This window comes from Thermodesulfovibrio thiophilus DSM 17215, assembly GCF_000423865.1.
GTDB classification, from domain to species: Bacteria; Nitrospirota; Thermodesulfovibrionia; order Thermodesulfovibrionales; family Thermodesulfovibrionaceae; genus Thermodesulfovibrio; species Thermodesulfovibrio thiophilus.
This window is the reverse complement of the sequence record NZ_AUIU01000017.1, coordinates 43,185-67,997: the sequence shown is the minus strand read 5'-3', so window position 1 is coordinate 67,997 and position 24,813 is coordinate 43,185. Positions and strand designations below refer to the sequence as shown.

General features: G+C 39.2%; 32 protein-coding genes. 3 read left to right on the top strand and 29 right to left on the bottom strand.

The window, feature by feature from the left end; genetic code table 11:
* Positions 1–170: 170 nt before the first annotated feature.
* The 29 genes from G581_RS11260 to G581_RS0108655 all read right to left on the bottom strand — a co-directional run bounded on the left by G581_RS11260 (position 171) and on the right by G581_RS0108655 (position 20,678).
* The gene (locus G581_RS11260) at positions 171–2,087 is read right to left on the bottom strand and encodes a methyl-accepting chemotaxis protein (protein WP_051179149.1); all 1,917 of its coding nucleotides are present in this window, start codon (positions 2,085–2,087) and stop codon (positions 171–173) included.
* Positions 2,088–2,219: 132 nt separating this feature from the next.
* A complete protein-coding gene (locus G581_RS0108795; RefSeq protein WP_028845497.1) occupies positions 2,220–2,666 on the bottom strand; it encodes a TraV family lipoprotein in 447 nt (148 codons plus the stop codon).
* Entirely contained in the window at positions 2,648–3,325 is a 678-nt protein-coding gene (locus G581_RS0108790) for a PH domain-containing protein (protein ID WP_028845496.1), read from the bottom strand. The genes G581_RS0108795 and G581_RS0108790 overlap by 19 nt, the downstream gene beginning before the upstream one ends.
* Entirely contained in the window at positions 3,322–4,188 is an 867-nt protein-coding gene (locus G581_RS0108785) for a hypothetical protein (RefSeq protein WP_028845495.1), read from the bottom strand. The genes G581_RS0108790 and G581_RS0108785 overlap by 4 nt, the downstream gene beginning before the upstream one ends.
* 24 nt (positions 4,189–4,212) lie before the next feature.
* Complete coding sequence (locus G581_RS0108780; RefSeq protein WP_051179146.1) at positions 4,213–5,415, bottom strand: TraB/VirB10 family protein; 1,203 nt, start codon at positions 5,413–5,415, stop codon at positions 4,213–4,215.
* A 12-nt stretch (positions 5,416–5,427) separates the two neighbouring features.
* A complete protein-coding gene (locus tag G581_RS11800) occupies positions 5,428–6,687 on the bottom strand; it encodes a TraK domain-containing protein (protein ID WP_051179144.1) in 1,260 nt (419 codons plus the stop codon).
* Positions 6,688–7,257, bottom strand: a complete 570-nt coding sequence (locus G581_RS0108770) for a type IV conjugative transfer system protein TraE (protein WP_028845493.1) — start codon at positions 7,255–7,257, stop codon at positions 6,688–6,690. It lies immediately after the preceding gene.
* Between the two features lie 2 nt (positions 7,258–7,259).
* Entirely contained in the window at positions 7,260–7,436 is a 177-nt protein-coding gene (locus G581_RS12100) for a hypothetical protein (RefSeq protein ID WP_156875250.1), read from the bottom strand.
* A 29-nt stretch (positions 7,437–7,465) separates the two neighbouring features.
* Positions 7,466–7,732 (bottom strand): type IV conjugative transfer system protein TraL, encoded by a 267-nt coding sequence (traL, locus tag G581_RS0108760; protein ID WP_028845492.1) that lies wholly within the window; start codon positions 7,730–7,732, stop codon positions 7,466–7,468.
* Positions 7,733–7,811: 79 nt separating this feature from the next.
* Positions 7,812–8,123 (bottom strand): hypothetical protein, encoded by a 312-nt coding sequence (locus G581_RS0108755; protein WP_038065683.1) that lies wholly within the window; start codon positions 8,121–8,123, stop codon positions 7,812–7,814.
* Between the two features lies 1 nt (position 8,124).
* Complete coding sequence (locus G581_RS11795; RefSeq protein WP_051179142.1) at positions 8,125–8,736, bottom strand: OmpA family protein; 612 nt, start codon at positions 8,734–8,736, stop codon at positions 8,125–8,127.
* A gap of 54 nt (positions 8,737–8,790) precedes the next feature.
* Positions 8,791–10,365, bottom strand: coding sequence for an HD domain-containing protein (locus tag G581_RS0108745; RefSeq protein ID WP_028845490.1), 1,575 nt, complete (start codon positions 10,363–10,365; stop codon positions 8,791–8,793).
* Positions 10,365–11,822: a type IV secretory system conjugative DNA transfer family protein gene (locus G581_RS0108740; RefSeq protein ID WP_239639056.1), complete on the bottom strand. Its 1,458-nt coding sequence runs from the start codon at positions 11,820–11,822 to the stop codon at positions 10,365–10,367. The genes G581_RS0108745 and G581_RS0108740 overlap by 1 nt, the downstream gene beginning before the upstream one ends.
* A complete protein-coding gene (locus tag G581_RS0108735; protein WP_156875249.1) occupies positions 11,813–12,655 on the bottom strand; it encodes a hypothetical protein in 843 nt (280 codons plus the stop codon). Before G581_RS0108735 ends, G581_RS0108740 begins: the two co-directional genes overlap by 10 nt.
* A 224-nt stretch (positions 12,656–12,879) precedes the next feature.
* Complete coding sequence (locus G581_RS0108730; protein WP_028845487.1) at positions 12,880–13,149, bottom strand: type II toxin-antitoxin system RelE family toxin; 270 nt, start codon at positions 13,147–13,149, stop codon at positions 12,880–12,882.
* Positions 13,133–13,375 (bottom strand): hypothetical protein, encoded by a 243-nt coding sequence (locus G581_RS0108725; protein WP_038065679.1) that lies wholly within the window; start codon positions 13,373–13,375, stop codon positions 13,133–13,135. The genes G581_RS0108730 and G581_RS0108725 overlap by 17 nt, the downstream gene beginning before the upstream one ends.
* Positions 13,376–13,676: 301 nt before the next feature.
* Positions 13,677–14,432, bottom strand: coding sequence for a complement resistance protein TraT (locus tag G581_RS11790; protein WP_051179139.1), 756 nt, complete (start codon positions 14,430–14,432; stop codon positions 13,677–13,679).
* 142 nt (positions 14,433–14,574) lie between these two features.
* Positions 14,575–15,024, bottom strand: coding sequence for a chemotaxis protein CheW (locus G581_RS0108710; RefSeq protein ID WP_028845485.1), 450 nt, complete (start codon positions 15,022–15,024; stop codon positions 14,575–14,577).
* Complete coding sequence (locus tag G581_RS11240; RefSeq protein ID WP_051179137.1) at positions 15,025–15,519, bottom strand: lytic transglycosylase domain-containing protein; 495 nt, start codon at positions 15,517–15,519, stop codon at positions 15,025–15,027. It lies immediately after the preceding gene.
* Positions 15,520–15,888, bottom strand: coding sequence for a VRR-NUC domain-containing protein (locus G581_RS0108700; protein ID WP_028845484.1), 369 nt, complete (start codon positions 15,886–15,888; stop codon positions 15,520–15,522).
* Positions 15,889–15,904: 16 nt separating this feature from the next.
* Positions 15,905–17,044 carry a recombination directionality factor gene (locus G581_RS11785; protein WP_051179135.1) on the bottom strand — a complete coding sequence of 380 codons (1,140 nt, stop codon included), beginning with the start codon at positions 17,042–17,044 and terminating at the stop codon, positions 15,905–15,907.
* Between the two features lie 15 nt (positions 17,045–17,059).
* On the bottom strand, positions 17,060–17,299 hold the full coding sequence (locus G581_RS0108690) for a hypothetical protein (RefSeq protein WP_028845483.1): 240 nt from the start codon (positions 17,297–17,299) through the stop codon (positions 17,060–17,062).
* 10 nt (positions 17,300–17,309) lie between these two features.
* Positions 17,310–17,732, bottom strand: a complete 423-nt coding sequence (locus G581_RS0108685; protein WP_028845482.1) for a single-stranded DNA-binding protein — start codon at positions 17,730–17,732, stop codon at positions 17,310–17,312.
* A gap of 60 nt (positions 17,733–17,792) precedes the next feature.
* Positions 17,793–18,137 carry a hypothetical protein gene (locus G581_RS0108680; protein ID WP_028845481.1) on the bottom strand — a complete coding sequence of 115 codons (345 nt, stop codon included), beginning with the start codon at positions 18,135–18,137 and terminating at the stop codon, positions 17,793–17,795.
* Positions 18,134–19,300, bottom strand: coding sequence for a hypothetical protein (locus G581_RS0108675; RefSeq protein ID WP_028845480.1), 1,167 nt, complete (start codon positions 19,298–19,300; stop codon positions 18,134–18,136). The genes G581_RS0108680 and G581_RS0108675 overlap by 4 nt, the downstream gene beginning before the upstream one ends.
* A complete protein-coding gene (locus tag G581_RS12095; protein WP_156875248.1) occupies positions 19,287–19,460 on the bottom strand; it encodes a hypothetical protein in 174 nt (57 codons plus the stop codon). The genes G581_RS0108675 and G581_RS12095 overlap by 14 nt, the downstream gene beginning before the upstream one ends.
* A gap of 27 nt (positions 19,461–19,487) precedes the next feature.
* Positions 19,488–20,135, bottom strand: coding sequence for a sigma-70 RNA polymerase sigma factor region 4 domain-containing protein (locus G581_RS0108665; protein WP_028845479.1), 648 nt, complete (start codon positions 20,133–20,135; stop codon positions 19,488–19,490).
* Between the two features lie 22 nt (positions 20,136–20,157).
* Entirely contained in the window at positions 20,158–20,310 is a 153-nt protein-coding gene (locus G581_RS0108660; RefSeq protein WP_156875247.1) for a hypothetical protein, read from the bottom strand.
* Positions 20,311–20,432: 122 nt separating this feature from the next.
* Positions 20,433–20,678 (bottom strand): hypothetical protein, encoded by a 246-nt coding sequence (locus tag G581_RS0108655; protein WP_156875246.1) that lies wholly within the window; start codon positions 20,676–20,678, stop codon positions 20,433–20,435.
* 177 nt (positions 20,679–20,855) lie between these two features.
* On the opposite strand from G581_RS0108655, the gene G581_RS11780 reads away from it, so the two are divergent.
* The 3 genes from G581_RS11780 to G581_RS11220 all read left to right on the top strand — a co-directional run bounded on the left by G581_RS11780 (position 20,856) and on the right by G581_RS11220 (position 24,807).
* Positions 20,856–21,542 carry a helix-turn-helix domain-containing protein gene (locus G581_RS11780; RefSeq protein ID WP_051179133.1) on the top strand — a complete coding sequence of 229 codons (687 nt, stop codon included), beginning with the start codon at positions 20,856–20,858 and terminating at the stop codon, positions 21,540–21,542.
* On the top strand, positions 21,517–22,032 hold the full coding sequence (locus G581_RS11775) for an ImmA/IrrE family metallo-endopeptidase (RefSeq protein ID WP_051179131.1): 516 nt from the start codon (positions 21,517–21,519) through the stop codon (positions 22,030–22,032). The genes G581_RS11780 and G581_RS11775 overlap by 26 nt, the downstream gene beginning before the upstream one ends.
* 786 nt (positions 22,033–22,818) lie before the next feature.
* Entirely contained in the window at positions 22,819–24,807 is a 1,989-nt protein-coding gene (locus G581_RS11220; RefSeq protein ID WP_051179128.1) for a DNA topoisomerase 3, read from the top strand.
* Positions 24,808–24,813: the final 6 nt, after the last annotated feature.

Sequence of the window (24,813 nt, the reverse complement as noted above, 5' to 3'; positions counted from 1 at the left end):
TTGATATACCCCTCATCCATGCGGAAAACAATCTACGGATGAGAAGCCTCGTCTTTGGCAGCATTCCCCTTATTGGACAAGGTTGTTTGTTGTGAACAGGGAAGGTCAAGCCTTTTCTACTATCTCTATTTCTTCTTCTGATAAGTTATAAGGCATGCAACCCAAGTGATCTATTTGCTTTTCGTATTACTGTTCAAAGTTTTTTGTTCCATCTTTATCTGATCAAGAAGATTTATTATTTGTTTTGATACTTCTTCCATTTGTTCGTATATCTTTTCTGCTTTTTCTTTATCTCCGGCATTGTATGCTTCAACTGCTTCTTTAGCAAGAGCATGTATTTTTGCATGTGGCTCATCGATTAATTTAAAAGCAGGAATGCTTCCGCATGTCTTTATTCCTTTTTCAAAATACCATTTCCCAAATCTGCAGTTATGATGATCTGTGAGTTGTGATGGATCTAGCGATAAATTTCCATTTAAACATGCTGCTACTTTCCCTATAAATATTCTATGGTCTATCTTTGCCAGATCAAATATCATTTCATCTGTTTTAAAAGCAGTAACTGAATCTCTCATTTCTTCAGAAATTTTCAAAAGATTATCAACCTGATGCATTACATCACCAGCCATGCCCTCAAGTTCTTTTGATATTGCAGATGACTTTTCAATATTTCTCACAACTTCTTCAGAGACTGAGGACTGTTCTTCTACTGCTGTCGCTATCTGTGTTATCTGATCTTTAACATGGTTAACGGATTGTACTATATGGTTTAATGACTCTCCAAGTTGTTTTATCTCGTCTGTAACTTTTGTAACTTCATTAGATGCATAAGTCATTGATTCTGTTGTCTGAGTTATTTCTTGTTGAATTGCATTTATTTTACCTGATATATTAACCGTAGCTTTTATTGTCTTTTCTGCAAGTTTTCTTACTTCATCAGCTACCACTGCAAAACCACGACCCTGTTCTCCTGCACGAGCTGCCTCAATAGCCGCATTTAATGCAAGCAGGTTTGTTTGATCAGCTATGTCTTTTATCACTGTTACAATATCTCCTATTTCAGAAGCTCGATTATTCAGCTTTTCTATCATACTGGCCAGTTCTTCAGTTGAAGCATGAACTCTATTTGCTGATTGTATCGCATTGTCTGATACTTCTTTCCCCTGAGATGCTGTTTTCATAGCATCTTCAGCTGTTTCTGATGCTGATGCCGCATTTCTTGCAATATCTGTTATTGTCTGGCTCATCTCCTCAGCAGCGGTTGCAATCTGATGTGCATGATTTGACTGATTCTGGGTTGCTTTTGCAGTTTTATGTGCCATGTGTTGCAGTACATCAACTGAAGAAATGACGTTAACCGATGAATCAAGAACACCATTTATTGTTTTTTTAATTGATGTAACCATCTTTTCCATTGCACAGGAAAGAGCATGTATTTCATCACCCTTTGAACCTAATTGAACTTTTATATTGAGATTCCCTTTTGAAATATCCTCTACTGCTTCTGTAAGCTTCTTAAGTGGTATCGCAACTTTTTTCTTATTTATTATCCAGATAAATGCAAGCATAATAACATTAAGTGCAAAAATAACTGTTTGTATTGTTTTAAGCATAGTTACTTTTGTTTCGGATATTTCTGTAAATATATTGGTTGCTTGATCAGAAAGTTTTATCAGTTTTTCACTCTCCTGAAGAAGCTCAGGGAAAACTGTTTTATCATTTTCTGCTTTTTTGATTAATTCCTGATATTTTTGCCATGAAGCTTCAACTTCTTTCATTTTTGATATAACTTTTGAATCTGTTGCTTTTGGCAGGTTAAAATCTTTATCGCCATTTATCAAGCCCTTTATTATTTTGTCAAGTCTCTCTGTGTATCCCTGAATTTCTTCATCAGTATCTATTCCAAGATGCTTTGCAAATACATACTTAGCAAGCCTTTGAGATATCGCTCTCTGTCTGCCTGAATAATTAATAATTTCACTATCATTTGCCATTTTTTTCAACTGGTAAAAAACTGATGCTGTACTGACTACTGAAAAACTTAATAACACTATAACTATGATTTTTAGCATAGTGCTAATTTTCATAAATTAGCCCCTCCTGGTTTTTTAACCAAATTAACGTAAACAATATTATAAAATATATATTACTTTTATACAACTGCATTTTATCGGGTTTTGTTATGCTTTTCACCCTATATAGTTACCTTAACTTTTGCTTTATTCCCCTTCAGGAGGCAGGTTTGTTAAATTCTGTAGTATCCATTTGGGTTCATCCACCATCAAATAGATGTATCTTGCAGAGTAAAGTTCTTTTCCGCTGTCTCCCTGATATGGGAGCATCATAACCCGCACTATTTTAGGCTGTGCTATAACAGGGGTTTTTGGCTCTCTTAAGAGATTAGCAAGCTTACTAAATAACGCATCTTTGTATTCTTCCTCTAATGGAGAATATACGGCTTCTTTAGGCTGTGTTGCTTTTTCTTCAAGCTTAAGCACCTTGCTTTCTTCATAAGCCTGTTTTATTGGTACACACTTTCCTTTTTCATTCATAGGACATGTAAAATCATCTTCATAGGGGTTCATCGCAGAAGCACACCCTAAAGCAAATACTCCCAGCATAAAAACTCCTTTTTTAATAAATCTGGTTATCTTCCAGGTCTCCATAGATTTGCTTTCCTCCTGTATAAATTTTCTTCTTCGTTTATAACTTCTTCTTCTTTAATGTCTTCTACAGCACTTTCCTTGACTGCTTCGTCCTTTTGTGTTTCTGTTTTTTTAATAACCTGCTGTGGCTTATCTAATCTGCTTCCACAAAACCTGCATAAAACAGCTCCTTTTTTAATTTTTTCTTTGCAGTAAGGACATTCAATTAAATCCTCTTCATCTGGCTTCCCTGATTTTGCCTGTGTCTGCTGTATTATGCTTACAAGCATTTCTGGCTTTGGAACCCACTTTGCATAAGTAACGCCCGCTTCGGCTGCGGACTGGATAGATACATTACCAAACCCTAAAATCATTCCAATTGGTGTTTTCTGATACCCCACGTTATTAATCTTATCAAGTGGTGTTTCTTTGGTGTTTACCACAAATACGCCCCATTCATCGATAAATCTCTTGTTTGTAACTACCCAGATATTATTCTTTCTTAGTAGATAGAAATAAAACAGTGTAAGTATCCCTAAGGGAATGCCTATCAGTAACCCGCTTATAGCATACCCTGCAAATCCAACTGCCATAGAAGCAATAAGCCCTACAAAATACACTACCCAATGCTGTCTTGCAAAATAAATTACTTTTTCATCAGGATGAAGTGCTGTCTTCACTGAGAACCTCCTTGAGGGGCCATTTTCTGAAGATTTGCAGCCTGAGTATCCATCCACTGAAATGCCTCTTCAGCAAGTTTTAATGTGTTTTTGAAATTCACATGTTCTTTTGGCTGATTTGGGAGAGGAAACATTTTCTCCATAATGAATTCAGTACTGTATGGATTATAAGTTTGCGTGATAAAAATCAAATATGCCCAGCTTCTATACTCATCCATTGTCATTGGGATACCACGGAAATCATTAAATATTTTAAGCCATTCTGCATCATATTTAGGGTCCTTCGCTTTTTCAAGGAGAAAACCTCCCTTTAACTGAAAACAGACTTTATTGTATTTCTGACATATTTCTTTGTATTTTTTGTCTATTTTCCCCACATTATTAACATCAATAACTGCCAAATTCTTTTTCTTGTTTTTTGGTATGTATGAGTCTTCTAACATGAAAAAATATACATCCTTTAGTTTATCAACACGCCAGTCAATTAGCACGGAAAGTACTGAACTGTAAAGCAGATGACTGGGGAATGGCTGTCCTGGTTTAAACCCTCCATTATGTACACAAAGATAGTTTTCATTTAAAGAGGATACCCCAAAAATTGGTAAGAGCACGAAATACTTTGCCTGTTCTACAGGAGGATTTGTATCTATAATAAAGCTTGCAATTTTACCTGCTTCAGAGAAGTTCTGAATTCCAGCTTTCTCTTTTACTTTGTTTAAGTAATCCTGATTTTCCTCCACATTCTTTTTTGAATACTCTACATTGCAATCTCTCGTAAAAACAAACTCTTCAGCATGTAAATACCCTGTAATTAAGAATATGAATGTAACCATCATTAGAATTACTCTTCCTAAATCCTTCATCTTTACCCCCTATTTTTGTTTTTACTATTTTACTCTATTAAGGTCATACTCTTTAATTTCAAGTTCTACCCCTTCTGAAACAACAAGGGTCACTGTTCTGGTTGCCTGTATCTCTATTACAGGGATTGTCTGCCTTGCAAGCTCAAGGTAAAATTTCTGAAGCTCATTTGCTGCCTGCTGTACTGCTCCACCTATTGCTGCCTGTGCTATATCCCCTGACTTTAATGTTGATACAGTTCCATCACCGGAGGTGCTGTAATCATAAGCCTGAACACCTGCAACATTTCCAAGTCCGCTGAATAATCCTGCAATTAAGCTTCTTGCAAGAAGACTTCCCATCTTGGATACAACTCTTCCTCTTAATCCAATTTTTCCATCATTGTCAACTACAAATCCCTTTATTTTCTGATCTATCACCGCATTGCCTTTTCTGTCTATACAGGATATTGTAACCAGTCTTAGATGTGCCCTTTCATCAGCAAGGGATCCAAGTCCTTCTGCTATCACAAAGCACCCCTTCAGGTTGGCTTTAACACTGTTTGGAAGCACTGCGGGAGCTTTTATTCTAAACAGAGTTGGCACTGGATTTCCTTCTCCTTTACTGATCGCTGGAGCGTCCAATCCTGAAAGAAGGGTCGCCTCCATAAAAGAAGTCGGTAAATAGTAGGTCTTTTTTTTTGTATCTTTTGAAGTATCTGTTTTTTTCTCTATTGTTTGAGATACTCTTCCTATCCCCCCGATTACTTCTTCTTTGGGTGGTTCAGGCAGTTTTCCTACAGCTGTATTTCCCCCTGGAATGCCCTGCATTTCAGGGATTTTACCTGTGGTGCCCTGCTGTGGAGGCGGAGGGACAGGAGGTAAAGGAGGCTGAGGAGATTTAGCTGCTTTTTCTTTTTCTTCTTTTTCTTTTTTAAGAGCTTCAAGTTCTTTATCTTTTTCTACCTGCATTTTCTTTATCTCATCAAGTTGCTTTTGCATTTCAGCATATCTTTGTTGAGCTTCTGTTATCTGTGTTTTTTCAAGCACTCCTTTATCAAGGGTTATCTCTTTTATCTGCTCCTGCTTTTTAGAAGATGTGGTTTTCTGTTCCCCTGATCTTGTTGCTGCATACCCAAGCAAAGATATCACAATAACAGCAAGGCATACCCCTCCTATGATCATCTTCTTTTTTGTATCTGCTGGCAATGTGCTCCACTTTTCTTTAAATTTAGAAATGAATTCTTTCACTTTTAGCCCCCCTTATTCCCTGTACTTTTCAACAATAATCAGTCTGGCACTGTCTGCCCTGTAAAGACGGAGTTTATCAAGACTAACAGCAACCACATTTTTTGTAAGTTCTTTCTTAAGAAAATCCTTTTCAGTTACATCAACATACGGAATTTTTAAACTATCATTTACTGTGTTTGTTACTTTAAACACCCTGATCATTAATCCCTCTCCTTCTATTAAATACTGAGCCTGCTCTGTGATTAAAAGGTTGGGAATAATCTTGTATTCCTTTTTTATTGTGCTTACCTGTGCTTCAGGTGGAACCTGATCAGTAAAGAATGCCTTAACAAGCTCAAGCACCTTTTTTTCAAATGGCATTCCCTGATACTTCTCTACCACCTGCTTTATTTTGTCTCCCTTATCCTCAAGATAAACCGTTACTGAAGGGATTTTTAAAGGAAATGCTATAATGGAGTAAACTTTATCTCCACAGACAATATACAGATCAGCAGGTGTGCTTGAATAAACTTCTTTGCTTCCAAGTTTTCTTACAAGAAACTTTACAAAAGCATTCTTGCCTACCGCTTTTATCTGAACCCCTTTTTCTTCAGAATAAACCACATCTGTTATGTCAACAGGACAGGTAATTCTGTTTACATCACTTGCAGACATTTTAACAGCCGTTACAGCATCTGGAGAAACTATATAGCTTTTCCCCGGAATCTGAAATTCTCCCTCTAAAGAAGTGGGTAAAGAATCTGAAGATAAAGAAACAAGTTTTGAGGGGTCAACTCTCTTAGTAATTTGCTCTGCTGTCTCTGTATTTGGAATAGGGGGAATTTTAGGTATCTGAGGCGTAACTACTTCTTCCGCTGGTTTTCCAACTGGATTCTGAGGTAGTCCTCCTGGCAGTACAGCACCCTTTTGATTCGTATCTACACTGCTTGCAGGAACAATCTTTTTCTGTGGATCTGCTGGGCACAAAGCGGATACTCCTTTAACACCAGAGCATCCCTGTGGGTCTGGCTTATAAAGCATGCTTTTAATGATCCAGCCTTCCTGCCCTGATGGAGACTTAACCTTAACCCATCTCATTGAGGCATCCTCTTCTATCTGGGTAACTATAACTCCCTGCTTTAAAACTCCAACCTGAGGAGAGGTTGCAGAGGGGTCCTGCCTTAAAAATACACTTCCCTTTGTCTGCCATATCTGCTGAGACTGCTGTTGTTGAGCATAAACAGTTGTTATGGATGCAAAGAAAATTACCAGGAACAGTAAAAGTTTTTTCACTTAATTAACCCCCTCTTTATATTCTTTAATTTCAAGGATGCTGAAAAATCCGTTGTCAATTCTGTATCTGATAAGATACTGCCTTGATTCGTCTGTTATGAATTTTTTATCCTGTGTCCACTGATTCAATGTCCCTACTACTATCAAGGATTTATTTGCTCTGTCAACTTTTACTTTGGTTACATAAAACGCACTTGATACATTCCCGCTTTCAACTCTTCCTGCAAGTTCATAAAAAACATTTTTATACTGAGGAAAGCTTTGAGAATTAAACATCTTAAGCAGATCATTAAACTGAGCTCTTGCAGTTATTGGTGTGTAGTTAAGCCCTAATTGAACAATATATCTTGCCATTGCACTGAGGTATTCATCAGAAGCATCATTGCCTGCAATAAAGGTCTGGGTTGACACAGACGGAGGAACCAGCACAACTCTTTCGTTTTTGTAAACAAAGTATAAAACAAAGCTGTTGATACATAAGGCAAGGCACAACACAGTTGTTACAATCTTTAAAAGCCTAACTGTTAATGCTAAGTTTGCCTTTTCCTCAAGATACTTTTTTATCTCCATGCTTATTCACCCTCTCTGGTAACCATTTTGTTTTTTCTCCAGCTCTCTACCAGAAACATTATCGTATCTGACAGGCTTCTAAGTTCTATATTATCCCTTACGCATATTTCAGCTCTGACCTTCTTTAACTCATTAAGTGTATTCTGATTTACACTTACTGTTTTTCGTATTCTTTGCACTGTTTGTATACCCCCTTGTGTAAAAAAAATTATTCTTTAAACATTCTCTGAAAACTTTCAGGTGTGTTTTTAATGCTTATCAGTCCAATTCTATAAAGCATATGCCTTAATGCTCCTCTTGGATAGTTTTTCTTGATCTTCATGTAGACATAAGGAACAACAAAAAGCAAAATCCAGAACACATATCCAAACATCATCGCTAAAAACAAAAGTAGTACAACCATTGCTAGCTCATCAGCATCAAAAAACAATACCTGTATTGGTTTATGCAGATACTGTGGTATCCTGTATTTCACTTTTTTTAAAGCCTCCTTTTAGTGTTTAATTTTATATGCAGCTGAATAAAATCAAAACTTATCCAGCTGCATATTTTGCTTAAAACAACAAACCCAGTGTCCGTATCAAATCTGGAGCCTTGAGAAACATTGCACCACCTAAAATAGAGATAATCGCAGGAAACACCGCTCCAGTAAATAATCTCGTTGCTCCAAAAACCATTGCTCCTGCTCCTGCCACAAATCCAATAGGACCTTTAAGGATTTTTTCAATACCGATGTCATAGACATCATAAGCAAAAGTACCCGATGACGGCTCTTCAAATGCAAGAACTGCTACTGGTCCAACTACTGAAATTACAACTCCCGTAAGAAGCATTACAAATAACAGCCTTTTAGGAGAAACATCCATCTTATTCACCTCCTTTGTTTAAGACTTTTACCACTGCTTTTCTGTTAAGTTTCTTGTCTTTTGATGCATTGGTCTCTCCCATTCCAGCTTCCTTTTCAATATGAATTCCCTTTTTCTTTAAGTAGCCTGATACTGCATGTGCCCTTTTTTGAGATAAAACTCTGTTATACTTTTTGCTTCCTATGGTACAGGTGTACCCATAAACAGAAGCAGTACCGCCCTTTAATTCAGGAACAATTCTGTCAAGCTTTGCTTTCTGATCTTCGTTAAGCTTATAACTGTCAAAATTAAAGTAAACTGTTGATACAGTTTTACTTGAAACCTCTGGTTTTTTCTTTTCTAACACTGGTTCAACAGAGGAAGACAAGGAAGCTGGAGGAACCATTATAGAAAGTAAGGGTTTTTTAAATGTGTCCTCTCTGGGGGCAGGAATGGATTCTGGTCTTAGGGGACTAAAGGAATCCATTATTACAAAAGTATCTCTTTCTTCTGTAAGAGCCATTTGTTCAGCAGGCTTATAGTTCGTGTATGCTACCTCTAAAGCATAGGCACTACCTCCTGCTAGAAGGCAGAAGGTGGTTAATAAGATTAATAGCTTAATTAACTTTTTCAAAATTACCTCCTTTTTAAAAGCAGGTGGACTGGTAACCATATTTTTCAAGACATGTCAGTCAGTTTTGTCAAAAGGTGGAGTGATGGATTCAATATCAAGCAGTTTTCCCTCTTTCCGCTGCTCTAATTCGCCAGCTGACACTGAAAATGCCTCCTGAGCCTTGAGCGGAACATACAGAGCTCTATACGTTTCTCCATTTTTCATTCTGACTACAAAAGGCGCAGAAAAGTATTCATCCTTTATAAGAGATGTTTCCACGGCGTCCTTATGCTGTTTGATGAGGCTTAATACTGTGTATAAGTAATCTCTGCGTGCTTCTTCGTCTGCTTCAGCATAGAGCACTTCAAGCATTCCCTTTTCCTGCGCCATCTCTTTAAATACTATCCACATCAGCCTCGGCTGAACATATACAGTTGAACCAAAACTGCATGCTAACCATCTGCCTGAAATTAATTGGTTGACATATGGTTCGAGCTTTTTTAAGAATTCATCAACATTAAACCAGTAAAGCTCAAGCTTTTTAGGCGTTTCAACTTCTTTTGTATTACTTTTATCAGAAACAGATATGAAAATTTCGCTTGATGCCTCATGGCTATTCTGTTTTGCTGCCTTCGCGGGCTGGTATGAAAAAATTTCCGGGATTTCTTCATCCTCATTTGGTTTAGACTGTTTAAAAAAGTTTGATGAGGTTTGATGAGGCTGTAGGGTTTGATTGAAATGGGTGTTTGGTGATGGAGTTTGATAGGTTTGATTGGTTTGTTTGGGTTCATCATCAGACTCTGCATCTATCATGTCTGAAACCTCAGGGATGTTTGGTTCGGACTGTTTAAGCGTGTTTTCGTCTGCAGTAAGCATAACCTTTTTCTGCACTTCGCTTAACTCACGCCTGCGAGCTCTCTGATCCGCTTCCTTTAACACTTCGCCAAGTTGTTCTTTTGGTTTGATGTGATGGTCTCTTACTGCTTTTAAGATGTCTTCTGCATACACAAGCTCTTTAAAACTCTGTATGCTTTCAAACACTGTTACGCTTATAAAAGGATGATCTCCAAGCGCATAATACCTGGTTCTGTATTTTGGAATTTTCCCTAAATCATGTCCTAATGCAGCAATTATAGCCTGTGGAAGTATCGGTCCATATGGAGCTAATTTTATGATTTCTTCTGCAACATTTATCGTATGCTCAACAAGAGAAACCTGCGCAAGCATTTCATAGGTGTTTTTTGGAATTTTGCTTTCTGTCTCATTCTGTCCTGACACAACAGATGAAACACTACCTTCAGCATCAAGTAAGGTTAAAAGGTTTATTATTACCTTTCTGACAGCACCAGTGAAAAAGGGTTTGCCCTCTATGTGTTTCTTAAAGAAGTTCATTACAGTATCGTTAAAAAAGTGAATTTCTTCTGCGGTTTTATTTTCTTCGATTTGCATGTTGCGCCATAGCAATGAAAGTTCCTCAAGTCTAACAACAACTTGTTTGCTTTTCCCCCAAATGGAAGATAAATCTTCAAGGCTTACCTTTATTTCTTTCTGTTTTTTAGAGTTAGAAGTATTGTTAAAGGTTCTTATTACCCATATAAGCCAGAGAAAAACTAAAACTGCTGAGATGAATAATGCATCAGCTAATTTCATCAGCATACCTCATCAACAGGCTGAATCTCAGGCAACACTAATTGAACATAGGAATCCCTGACCGATATTGTCTTACCCTTAAACTGTCCATCATAACCAAACATGTAAAACTCTCTTGCCGCCAGATACAGAACATCCTCAGGTTTAACGAGATAATCTTCTGTTTCTTTAGCTATGATGCCCCCACCCAGAGATACTGCTGGAGAAAACCTGATGCCCATGCCAAAGTGTCTTGATACATACTGAGCCGTATCAGCGTCCGGGACTTTCATAAAAATCTTTGTGTTCGCATTATCAAGTATGGATCGACCAAAGTCTTTACCTACTTCCTGATATATCTGATTTACTGACTGATTAAAACCGTGCACCCACACACCTGCGCCGCCTGCCTTTGAAAGCAAATCCTCTATGCCTTTGTAAAGCACGTTCTGGGCTTCGTCTATGTATATAGCAAGTGGAGGATTTACATCCTTGCCTGAGGCAAATCTTCTTCCCACAAATGCTTTTACTGTGCTGATGATTACTTTGCCAAGCACTTTTGCCGCGTCCTCAGTCTGAAGCGCACCAAGATGCGCCACCATAATGACTGATTTGCCCTCTTCAAGCCTCTGAATTAATCTGTTTTCTTTTGCTTTGCCTACCAGCTTTCCTATATTTCCCGAGCAAATCTGCATTAACGCAACATGTAGAGATTCAGAAATTTTTTCGTAAAACTGCTGTGGCGAATTGATTACTTTCTGCATGTCTCTTGCAACTTCCTGCACAATGCCGACGGGATGGTCAAGCAGTTCTTCCACCTGTTTTAAGACATCCCTGGCTTCTGATGCATCTATCATCTGGAGTTCTTTGTAAAGTTTTGCAAGCTCTTCTCTGTCCATTCTGTCTTTTACTTCCATTAAACTTATTCTTAATGGTCTGCCTTCTGCTTTTGCCTTTAACAATAAAGCCCGCACAAGTATCATTGAAATTTTATAGGCTACCATATAGAAAAATTGTTCGCCTACAGGAACACCACTTGTAATATGCGCAACAAGCTCTTCAGGCATAAAGTAATAGGCAAGAGGGTCAAAAACTGCAGAATAATCTGGGAAAATAGGAGTAATAAAAATTAAATCCTCCTGTCTTCCCTCTTCAAAAGCAACCTGAATGATTTTTTTAAATAAAGCCCAGTCACCTTTAGGATCAATGACTATCGTAGAGAATCCTTTTCTTATATCCTGCTCAACCATTGCCTCCATAAGCCTCGTTTTCCCAACTCTTGTGGTTCCAAAGCACCAGCAGTGTCCCTTGCGGCGAGAGTCAGGTATAACCAGATCAATTTCTTCATCTTCAAGCTCACCTAATCTATGACCTGTGCCAACAAAGGTAAGCTTTTCTTTTTTTGCCTGTTCTATCAAACCAGCCGGTTTAATGCCTAAAACAGTCCTGAAAAACCATTGTAAAAAAGCTAAAGCCACGGCTTGCCCTCTTTGACGCTTCTATATTTAACGATAATGCCCTCGTTAAGCTCGCGAAATACTCTCTGTATTATCTCTTTTGGAATCTTTTGTTCGGTGTGTATTATAGTGTAAGCGCCCGCGATTCTTTTCACTGCTTTTACCTTTGTTGTTATCCCTATATCAAACAGAAAATTTTTTAGCATGACTTCTGGTAAGCTAATAGAATTTCTACTCAAAGTGATAATTACTCTTGGAACTTTTTCCTCAACTATGCCCCGCACGCTGGCAACGAAGAATGCTAAAATCTCTCCCTTCCAATACGTGCCTCTTTCTTTTGGAGTCTGATGCTCCGGAGAACACACCCCTATTAAAACCCTGCCTCCTTCTATCGCAGCGTGCGGGTTTAAAATCTTCACATAAAGCGTCTGTTTTATTATTCTTAAAATCTGTCCGCTCACGACTGTTCTCACAAGATGAACTGCTTCACGGTAAACCCTGTATGCGTGCAGACACAAAAATCGATACTGGAGAAACTTTTTTGCATGCCGTATGACCTTCTTTTTTATCTGTCCCGTTTTGACTTCTTTAGCCTGAGTGTCGTCAAACACAAGTATTCTGCATCTATCCCTTAAGTAAACATGAACGTCAAGCCCTAAACGCTCGCTCAGCGCATAGCTGAGGGCGAATTCAGCGTGTTCCACCGCTTCCTCGTAAGGTATCTCATACTGTTCCGAAAGGGATGTTACAGCATCAACTATCTGCCCCATGACTTCAACGTCTTTTGAGGACAACATTACGCTTCCCTTTGATGAGATTACATCCTTACTGAGATTTTTAGCTGTCTGAAGCATCTTATCAATAAGTAAGAATTCTGGTAACCATAGCTGGTAAGGGATTGAGGATACGCTGTTGATTAAGAAGTTTTTAAGAAAAATCAGAAGAAGAGTTACCCTCTGGATGCAAAAGCTATTTCACGGCTATTAGAATAAATTTTAAGGGCATTTTTGAGGGCAGGTTTGCCCTGTTTTGTGGGGATATTTTCAATCTGTCCAGTTTTTGGGGTCCATTATAGACTTTATTTATACACATCACCTCTCGGAGCAATATTGACCACTGCGATTATGCTATCTTCTTTTAGAATACTAAAAATAATTCGGTAATCGCCTACTTTCAGTCTATAAAATCCCTTTAATTGACCTGTCAATGGTTTTACAGAAAAATGTTCACGCGGATTGGTTAATAGGGACATCTCTGAAAGGGTTTCTTTTATACGTTGTTTTATATTATTATCGAGCCGTTTGAAATATTTTTCAGCTTTTGAGGAAACCTTAATCGTCCAGCTCAATCAGGTTTTTACCTCCACCGCCTTTAATCTCCTCAACTCCTGCCTTGCACTCTTCTAAAAAGCCTGGAATGGCAAGTAGTTCCATTGTTTCTCTGTGCCTTTCTATATATTCGTCAGTAAGTTCAGTAAATATATCCACAAGGGTCCTGTTCTCATAGCCGGCAATCGCCCTGATAATTCTAAGCCTGTCTTCAGGTAATCTTAAGGTTGTTGCTCCCTTTTTCATATTAAACACCTCCTTTTGATAAAAGATACCATGCAAGATATCAGAATGTCAAGATATTAAGATATTGAGGTATTAACAAGAGTATTCAGGATTAATTGCAATCATCCCGCTATATCTCCTGTGAACTACCCTGCCCATAAGGGCGGGGCTTCCTGGTTCGTACTTCCTGGTTCGTAGAGGTCTGTATCCAAACCTCTCCCCAGGCGTTACTTCCCGCAGTTTCTGCTGTAGATTTCATCAGGGAAAAATCGCCTTTCATCCCCTCCCTCACGGAAGGGGACTTCTCGGCGAGAAAGTTAAATTAAAACATTCCCGAAATTTGTGAAGCGAGCTTTTCTGCAATGACCTTTGCTGCTTCATCTTTGTTAATGTTTGTCTGTTCAGCAAGACATGCTACTTTGGTTCTGTATATCTGCCAGTTGTTGTTTATTTCCTGAGTTGTCTGTATTTTTGTCCCTGAACCCGATGCCACACTGGTTTCTATCTTGCCAGTAACTGGTTTGTCTGTTTTTTCATATATCTGGACATCAACCACTCCTCCATACTTTTCAACCTTGATTGCCTTTCCAAGCAGTGCTCCTCCAACGCTTCCACCCATAGCTCCAAGAATGGCAAGAGCAATGGATGTATCTCTTGACTGCCCCACAAGTGCTCCTGAACCAGCACCGATTAAGCCTCCTTCAATTGCCCCCTCTGTGGCTCCAGTGTTGTAGTAGTAGTCCATGTAAAGCAGGTTTGCCTGTATCATGTAGCCTGCCTGTTCAGGATCATCAACTATCTGATAACCTTTAGCCTGAAGTCTTGAAACTATTAGATTTTTAATTAATTCAGCACTTGCCTCTTGAAATTCAGATGTGTTTGTAACTGTTACAAAAACTGTTTTAAGCTTTGCTTTTTTGACTGGATCAAGGAAAATCGTGTCAGTCATCTTCACTTTTGTTTCCATGCTGGAGTGCTCAATGGCATTAATCATCTGAGCACAGCCAGAAAAACTGCTTACAAAAAAAACCGCAAGAACAAGAACTGCTACTGCCCTTAAAGCTTGATTGTTTCTCATGCAAATCCTCCTTTTTTGTTTTGTGTTTATTTATAAATGCATATTACCGGTAACCAGAACGGGCAAACGATTGAAATTTCACATATTACGACGGATCTGTAAAATCTTTATATGCAAATAAATCAGTTCAGATACGCTGTTTTTATGACAAAAATGTTGCAGCAATATTTCCATTCTGAGGGCTGGCTTCAAAAATCTCTTCTGATAAAACACATATAAGCCTGTTATCAGGGTTTGCAATGCCTTTAATAAAAGGATTTTCAAGAAAAGCATGTATAGCAAGAGTTTTATCAATTTGCTCTTGTTCAAGCAAAACCATTCCTACCACTTCATCAACCAGCACGCCGACATTATGTCCTTTGTTTATAATGATCATTTTTTTGCATTCTTCAGTGCCGCAAACATCGAGTCGTTTTTTTAAATCAATTACCATGAGAGCTTGATTTCTGAACTTTGTTATTCCTCTTATGTGTTCTGGCATATCAGGAATTGGTACTATGCTATCAGGGGCAGATGCAATCTCCTGTACGTATCCCACGGGGACTGCAAATAAGCTCCCTTCTAGCGTAAAACATAAATATTTTTCAGCCATTTACTGCCTCCCTTGCTCGGTCTGTTTGTAGTCCACCTGGATATAGTTTTTTATAGCGTTGTAAACCTTCCAGGCATACTTTATTCTTTTGGGATTGGATGTAGCATTGTAGCAGCCAATAGCCTTCCATGTGTTTCCGTGTTGCTTAATGCACTGGCTTAACACCCACGCTCCCACATGAACGTTGTAGCAAGGATCCCATATTTTCTTTGCATCGTAAAGTCCAAACTTTTTTAAAGCAGGTATCCACGCAGAGTTAATCTGCATTATTCCCATGTCATATGAACCATTTTTGTTTTTGTTTACAGCATAAGGGTTAAAGTTGCTTTCCACTTTTGCTATGCCCCATAAAACCAGAGGATTTACTTGATAGTATTCAGATGCTTTAATCATGCACTGCTCCACTGTACTACTAAAATTAGAGGCTTCAGCAAGACCTATTTGAGCAAAACAACATACTATGGTCAGGACAACAAACAAAATGTTTTTTATCACCTAAACCACCTCCATTAAATCTTCAAGGCTTCGAATAACTACTACCTCGTGTTTATTTTTTCTCATCTTTTCAATGAAAGCTTTTTGTAAATCTGAAAGCTTGCCTTTTTTGCTTTTACATTCTATACAGAGAACCCTGCCTTCTGGCAAAAAAGCTATTAAGTCAGGGGAGCCAGGACTTCCTGTTTTTATAGCCCTTGATTTACCGTTTTTATCCTTAATAAACAGCAATCCGGTGTTGTTTCTTATTACCTGAGCTCCCCTAATGGACAGGTACTCCATGCAGGATGAAACCAGCATGGCTTCTGGTTTTTTGACGCTTTTTCTTCTCTGTTTGCGGATGTTTTTGTCAAGCAAGCACAGCGGCATGGTAGATACCTCCAGTTTAGAATGGTTCCATGACGGTTTCCAGCTCAGGCGGTGTTGTGATTGTTCTTTCCTTTTTTGTATTAATGATCGATTTTATGCATTCTGCATCTTTTCCTTTCTTGCTTATGTCTGAAATCACTTTCCCCGCCTGATACTCTGTCAGTCCACTTGCTATGATCCTGTCAATTATGGAAAAATCAATTTCATAGAACTCTGCAAGCTTTCTGATGGCAGCCTGCTGCTGCTCGGTTGCCATCTTTGCCGTATCTTCTTGTTTATGTCTGCCTGAAGGATGTTTACTGACGGACTGAGAAGTCGTGACAGGTGGTGCTATAGCCTCTTCAGTTTCGTCATGCGTTTCAATTTCTGGTTCATCAACAGCAGGTTCTACCGGTTCAACATAAAGCATTTCTTCTTCCTCTGTCTCGTCAACCACTACTACTGCTCCTTCGTCAAACCTGGGGTTTACATCTTCAATGGGCGGAAGAGCTGTTTTGTTTGATTCAAGCAGAGCTCTGCTTAAATCCTGCCTCAGTTGCATGATGGTCTGAACATCAACATTTTCAAGGGTAATCTGGAGAGGATAGTGAATTTTTTTAACTCCGTTGTAAGCCACTTCCCTTGGCACTCTCTTGAGCTTCAGCATAACCATTGCAAATCTGCCAATTAGAGACTGAATGTATTCAAGTCCGCTGTTGATGTCAACAATGGAGTTATATGACCCGATATCTATCTGATAGACACCTCCCATACTTACCTTTGGCAGGATAACAAGCAGGTGAGCTCTTGCCATACACTCTCTATCTTTAAGTTCACAGGAACATGGCCTCTGTTCAAACTGCTCTTTTTTCTCATTCCACCTGTAAGCAATCTCCCCGTCTCCATAGCATTTAAGTCCTTTTGAACTTCCATACCACTTATATGCCTGAGGAAATACCACATCAATGTCATTTACCGGAAAAAGCACGTCTAACTCTTTGGGTTTTTCCCCGTAGATTTTTGCTACCTCTGGAGGGACTACAAAATAATCCACTTCGCGGGGGTATTCTCTGCCGGTTTTTGGATTTATCACTTTGACTCCAAGACGGATTTTACCTAATCTGGGAAGTCTCCTTCTTTCTGAAATTCCTTTGATTCTTGTAATCTTTTTTCTCACCCCTGCCTCCTTACTCTAAAAATTTGATGTTTTTTTATTCTGCTGTCTTTTTCTGTTAACGATCTGCATGAGATCAAGATATCGAGCTGTGATTCCTGTTCTGCAGAGAGCGCAAACAGCTTCTGGATTGTGCGTTTTTATTCCGCAGTACACACATCTGTATTTTTTCTGGACTATGGATGAAGCCTTTCTTCCTCTTACAAACGCTGATGAACCTGTTTGTTTGTTTCTGTCTGTTTTTGCTGTGGCTGACATTTCGCAGCTCCTAGAACGGATCGCAATCCGGATAATCAGAGGAAGCCTCAACTTCATCAACAGCAGGTTCGCTTTCAGATTGTGTGCCGCCGTTTTTCTTTTTAGCGGCAGCGGTTGACAGAAATTTAACTCCGCTTGCTATCACTTCGAATTTGCTTCTTTTTTGACCCTCATAGTCCCATCTTCTCTCGCGAAGACGTCCCTCAATGAGAACAGGATTCCCTTTTTCCAGATACTGAAGACAGTTTTCAGCCTGTCTTCCAAATACTATTGCATCAATAAAGAGAGTCTCCTCTTTTACTTCTTCGCCCTGGCGGTATCTTGTGTTTACAGCTATTGTCACAGTAGCAACCGCAAGCCCTGACGGAGTATACCTGAGTTCAGGGTTTCTTGTTAAATTCCCTATAAGGATGATTCTGTTGTAGCTTACCATGTTTTCCTCCTTCAAAAATTTTGCGTATTTATAAAAGCATTCTTCTGGTAACCAGAAAATTTAAAGAGTTTTTATTTTTCTGAGGCATTCAATTACTGCTTCGGGAAGTTCCTCGTGTTTGAATTTTTTTCTGAGCGCCTCTCTCTCTTTTCTTCTTCTTTCGCGTTCCTCACGCTCAAGTCTTTCAATCATATGCCTCTCAATGGCGTTTTTCAGGGACGGATAGTTCACCCGGATGCTCCACTCGTAAAGGAACACGTCATCGTTGCAGGCTTTTATGAAGTCAGCAGTCTCGTAGTGTTTAATGCGTTCATAAATTGCCCTGATCTGATTCTCATTGGACGTCTGCCCTGCAAGCAAGAGAACTTCCTTGATACAGTTGAGATATGTCTTTAACTGGATCACCTGACATCCTCCTTGCTTAAGTTTTGTTCTTCTTTTGCAATCAGGTCGTCCACGACATCAAGAAAGCTTTTTTTGTACCGGACAGAGGAGTTCAAAGCCGCGTTTTCCTTTCTGTCCTGTTCACGGGATAACCAGTTGGTGATAAATCGTTTCCAGTCTTTTTTCCACATATACTTTGGCTGGCTTATAATCCAGGCCTCCATCTGTTTGATTTCCTGTTCAACGTTCACAAGGGGATAGGCATCTGCCCATTTTTTAAGAAACTGATTTATTCCCTTAAAGGATTTTTCATCTTCGTCAAAACTTACAGGCGGTATGGAGTTATTTCCTGTACCATTTCTGGATTTGGGTTTTGATCTTGAATTATGTAAATTAATTTTTTGCGTAGCTGCCGGCACGAAAGTTTTGTCAGAAACTTGAGTGCAAATATTTTTCTTTTCGTCCAATTTTGTATCCTCACCTGGGTTACCAGTGTTTTTATTCTTTTTTTCTTTTTCCTTCGGTAATGGAAAAGGATCAGGAAAAGGTATAGGAGAAGGGGTAGGGAAAGGAGTAGGTAAAGGAGAAGGGGCATTGCTGTCAGCAATGCACTCAGCAATGCTGTCAGTAATGCAATCAGCAATGCTCCCAGTAATGCACTCAGCAATGCTGTCAGGTATGCACTCAGCAATGCTGTCAGTAATGCTGCCAGCAATGCTGTCAGCATCAGATGGCGTGGTTAAAGCATTTGCAGGGGATTTTTTTGCTTTATTTTTATGTTTATTTTTTGAGTTTTTTCTTTTTTGCCATCTCATTTCAGCTGCTTTAGTTGCCTGTTCATGTCTCTCTGGAGCATAATAAGCGTATCGATTATTATCTTCCCAGTCATGAATTACCCGTTTCAGGGTGCCATCAGGCATGAAATTTTCGTCAATAAAACCTACCTCAATAAGTGTTTTTATGAAGATGTTTATGTCATCATCCCACCCGGATGCTATTGCGATGTCTTCCTCTGTATAGTGTGATATATCGCCCTTTGGAGCATTCTGCGCCACATCTGACCATAAGCGCAGAAGGCAGAACACACCTTTATAGTCAAGTCGTTTGATGAGTTTAAGCGTTTTTCTGTGAGTAAAGAAGCCTGTTTTAATTCTGAAGTCGCAGTTTACGTTATTTGCTGCCATAACACACCTCTATTAGCCCATCAACTGCGCCGTTAACGAACTGTTCGACAACACATCTTGCATCGTCAGGGTCATAGCCTGACGTCATAAGCAGAACTACCGCTTCACAAATTAAATCGCATGCAGTCTTTTCTATCTCTGAATTAATCACATCGCACATTTTCTCCTCCTTTAAACTCCTTTAAACTCACTGGTATTTTTTGATTTTTACTTTATTTACACTTCTTCTGAGGATTACATAAACTCCCTGCGGCTTCTTGTATCCAAGTCTATCTGCTATCTCAGAAGGATGAACTCCGGCAAGGTATAGTTCCCAGATTGTCCTCTCTTTTTTGGGCATCACTGCAAGTATGCCAGCTGTGAGCTGTTTTTTTATCTCGAGTCCTTTTTCCTCTTGTTCTTTTTCTTCTTCGTGAATCAAAATTTCAACTGGAGTATCAGGTGATAGTTCATTGATATCGTAGTCTTTCCTTGTGTAGGTGGCAAACTCATCGTTTTCTCCATCTGATGCCTCAGAGTAGCTGATCATCCCGTATCTGCGGGGAATGTCCTTTAACCTGTTTATTGTTCTTACTAATCTAGTTTTGAAATTTGTTTTAAAAATTTCACAACTACGTATGTTGTTACATTCAGAACAGCAAAAAAGATCTCTGCACTCATGTAAGACCTCCATCGCTGTGCAGAATGCTTCATGCTCCAGGTCTTTGTATTCAAGCCCTGAGATATAGAATCTTGACTGCCTGAGAAATTTCTGGACTTTGCAGTCTGTTTTGATCATGTCCTGAATTTCTGAACACTGCTCTTCAGTTATTGTTTCGTCTAAAATTAGCTGCATATGCCCCTCCTGCTGAGGTTTGTTATTTTTTAATTTTTTTTGCTTTTTTCATTTCTTTCTTTAACTGTCTTTCCATTTTCAAGTGCTCGGTAATGTATCTGTCCCAGAGTTCATCTTCGTCCATCTCTTCAATCTTTTTAAGATTTTCTCTGTCTCTGTGGCATTTTTCTTTCACTTTTTGCCTCCTTTTTGTGTATTTTTGCTTTATTTCCTCAAACATCTTGTTAATGCCGTATTTTCTTACCTGTTCTGATGAAAACTTTCATAAACTGTTGCATTTTCTGGAACGCAGGTTTTTTATAGAACATCTGAAGTTTCTCTCTGCTTAAGCCAGTTTTTGATCTTTAGCATAGTAATCTCAGCGGGAACTCTGTTTTTTGTGTACAGGAATCTTCTTATGGTGTCAAGCGACAGCCCTATCTCAAGAGCCATTTGTTCGTAGCGAATTCCCGAAGCTCTCAGCTCAAGGATTCGTTTCTTAATTTCCTCCCTCTCACTTAATTTCTCACTTACTTCCATACTGCCTCCTTTTCTTAGATGCATTCCTTGATCATACAACACAACTACGTATGTTTGTCAATAGTTTTTTTATTACATAACATAACTTGTTAAGTTATTATATTTAACATTTCAAAATTCGTTTGTATAACAATTTTTGTTATATTTTGCTATAATTAACCTTAAGGGTTTTTATTATTAACAGGAGGGCTGGTAACCGCTGTGACGCCAGAGGAAAAACTTGGAAAGCTGATAAGGCAGAGGAGAGAAGAAAAAGGCTGGATGCTTCAAGAACTTTGTGATAAGGTAGGCATGAACTACGTCCACATTTCTTATATCGAAAAGGGAATCAGGGTTCCCTCTGAAGAGGCTATTAAAAAGATTGCAGAGGTTCTGGCCAGAGACAAGAAGGATGAAGAGGAGCTGAGAACCCAGCTTTTATTTCTGCTTGCTCAGATCAAAGCTCCAAAGGAAATAAGAAATAAGCTGAAACTCAAACAACAAGAGGACTCTCATTTCCCGATTTCAATGCCATCTGAGTTTATAAGGCAGCTGAGGCAGGATTTAAAGGATAATGATATTGTACTTCTTGAAAAACATGGGATTTCACGGGATATGATTCGTCAGGTGTTTGTAGGACAGGCAGCGTTAAGCAGGGCAGATGTTATAAAAATCGCAAAAATTTTAAACAAGGACGTCACCGATTACCTTGTTAAAGCTCAATATATTCCGGATGAGTTAAGAGAACTGCTGGATAATAAGACTCTCTTAATGCAGCTTTTTAGGTCTCTTAAGCAGATTCCTCCTGAAAGCATGGATAAAACCATAAAAGCGATAGAGGCCATATTAAACGCTGTTTTAGCCTCTAATATGAAGGGCAGCAGTGGCAGGGACAGTAAAACTTCCTGATGCAGAAAGTGTTAAAACTGTTGCGAGAAAACTGCTTAAAGATCTCGGAATTAATGAGCCACCGGTTGATCTTATACAGGTGGCCAGGCATCTGAATGCTGAAATTGTCCTGTCCGATGAACTGCCTGAAGAAGTGCACGGCACTGTTGTCCCTGTAAAGTCAGGGAGTTTTTTAATTCTTGTTAATGTTTTTATTTGTGAAGCCAGAAGAAACTTTACAATAGCCCATGAGCTTGCCCACATTGCCTTAAGGCACCACAGGATTGCAAAAGTTTTAACGTCTACTGCAAACATCAGTCCTAGCAAGGATGTTGAGAAAAAAATTGAACGGCTTGCAGATGCTTTTGCAAGTGAACTGCTGATGCCAAAGCACTGGGTTAGAAAGTATGTCAATGCATACGGCACAGATGTTAAGGAACTTGCTGAGATATTCATGGTTTCACATGAAGCCATGAGAATAAGGCTTAAAGAACTCAAACTTATCCCGTGACATCCTCTCGGCGTCAAAGGCACCGAGCATTCAGGTAGTTCAGGATGACAGGCTTATATAAAGCCCTTCGGTTTTTGCCAGAAACTGGATTTAGTGTCATTCTGGCAATACTGAGAGTTGTCATTGCTCTCAGACCGTGCCGCACGGCATACTGGTAGATTTTCAAAAAGTTTAAAACCGAATTAACATCTCTTGGCGTTACAATTCCACAAACTGGACATTGAAAAGTTCTAAAACAGAGCTGAGAGATAAATAAAAAATAAAATAAACTTTTCTGATAGTAATACTCCCAGTAATACACTCAGCAATGCAATCAGCAATGCTGTCAGGTATGCAATCAGTAATGCTGTCAGCAATGCTGTCAGCATCAAATCAAGTATTGACGCCAGGTTACAGGCGGGCGCGGAAAAATTCAAATATTAATTAAAAAACTGCAGCGGCGGGGCAAAAAGCATAACTTATTGATTTTTATAATCTTTTAAGCGATGAATTGGAAACCAGGTCTCCTTTCCCCCCCTTAATAATCCCCCTCTATCCTCTATAGCTACGCTTATAATAATAAATATATTTATTTTAAAAATATAATATATATATTATTTATTTTTTTATATAAAAGCGTACGTTACTAGTAACGTAGTTTTGGTTACCAGATGTACGATTTATTAGAGAAAGTCAAAGTAAGAAAATTTCTGGTTACCAGCCCACCTGTTTAATTAAGAACCCTTGAAAGGAGGATGCGACTCCTCCCTTACCTCACGGAAGGGGGCTTAGTCGCACAAAGTTAATATGAAACTTTTACTTTTAACAGAAAAGCCTTCAGTGGCAGTAGATTTTGCAAATGCACTGGGAGCTAAAAACCGCAGGGATGGATACATTGAAGGAGACAATCACGTAATAACCTGGGCATACGGGCATCTCTGTGCACTAAAACCTCCTGAAGAGTACAACCCTGAGTGGAAAAAGTGGGATATAGCCCATCTTCCAATCATCCCTGAACAGTTTCAGTACAGGGTCATTCAGTCAGCCGCAAAGCAGTTCAAAATCATCAAAGAGCTGATACACCGAAGTGACGTGTCAGCCATAGTCAACTGTGGTGATGCCGGAAGAGAGGGAGAACTAATTCAGAGGCTGATTTTAAAGCTTGCTAAAAACAAAAAGCCAGTTTATAGATTCTGGACATCAGAGGCGCTAACTGCGGATGTTATCAGGCGAGGCATGCAGAATTTAAAGCCAGAGAAAGAGTTTGACAGGCTTTATCAATCTGCGCTTGCAAGACAATGGGCTGACTGGCTGGTGGGGATAAATGCAACAAGAGCAGTCACTGTAAAAAGCGGTAAAGGAGAACTGTTCAGCATTGGCAGGGTTCAGACAGCGGTACTTGCTCTTGTGGTTCAGAGACAAGAAGAGATAAAAAATTTTAAACCTGTGACTTACTACAATGTAAACGCAGAGTTTTCAGGGAGGTCAGATGCATTCAAGGGAATCTACTTTAAAAAAATTCACAGCAGTGAGAACAAAGAAGCAGATGAAAAGGATGATATTCAGGGACTTAATTCCATGTATGCACTTGCTGAAAAAAATACAGCAGAGGCAATTGCTGAAGAAGTCAATGGCAAGGAGGGCATCATCGAGAAAGTCGTAAGCAAAGTTTCAGCTGAGAAACCGCCAGAGCTTTTCTCTCTCACCACTCTTCAGCAGGAAGCAAACAGAATGTTTTCTTTTCCAGCTGATAAAACGCTTGACATTGCACAATCCCTCTATGAAAAGAAACTGCTTTCATATCCAAGAACAGAATCCAGACATCTTGATCCCGGTTATGTGCCTCATGTAAAAAAGATCCTCCATCTGCTCGTTCAAACTCCTGTAAAGTTCAGTTTGAACAGGTGCAACGTGGATCCATCCAGTAAAAGAGTGTTTGATGCATCAAAGCTCACAGATCACCATGCTCTTATCCCTCAGGGCATACCGACAGGGCAGCTCTCTCAGGATGAATTCAGGATATACGAACTTGTTCTCAGGAGATTCATATCAGCCTTCTATCCGGACTGCAAATTCAAGAACACCTCGGTTTACATTAAAGTTCAGAATCACAACTTTATTGCAAGGGGCAAAACGCTGATAGACGCGGGATGGAGAGAAGTTTACGGCGGGCTAAAGGGCGATGTGATACTGCCTGTGCTTAAGGAACAGGAAAAGGTTTTAGTTAAGAGTGCTGAGGCGGTTACAAAACAAACGCAGCCACCACCCAGATACACCGATGCTTCCCTTCTTGAGGTTATGGCAAATGCTCACAAAGTTGTAACCGATCAAAGCCTGAAGAAAATCCTCAGGGAAAATGCGGGGATTGGAACACCTGCAACAAGAGCGGGAATACTTTCTGCACTTAAGGACAGGCACTACCTGATAAAAGATGGCAAAAATTTCACGCCATCAGAGAAAGCCATATTTCTCATAAAAAATCTTTTAAGGGATGAGAAAGTTGCATCCCCGGAGTACACGGCATTGTGGGAGCAAGAACTTGACAGGATAGCAAGAGGAGAAGTCAAGGACATAAGCTCATTTCTTAACAGTATTAAGAGCTATGTGCATCACTTCGTTGAAAAAATTAAAAATGCAGAGGTTTCATATCAGGGTAGTCGCAGTTTTACAGGTAAATCAGGATTTAAAAAGTTTGCCACTGTCAAAGCAGGACATAAAAAATCATCATGGAGTAAAAGATCGTCTAACTCTGGCAGAGCCGGAGCGGGCAACAGAAAAAAGACAGAAAGGGGGTGATGGATA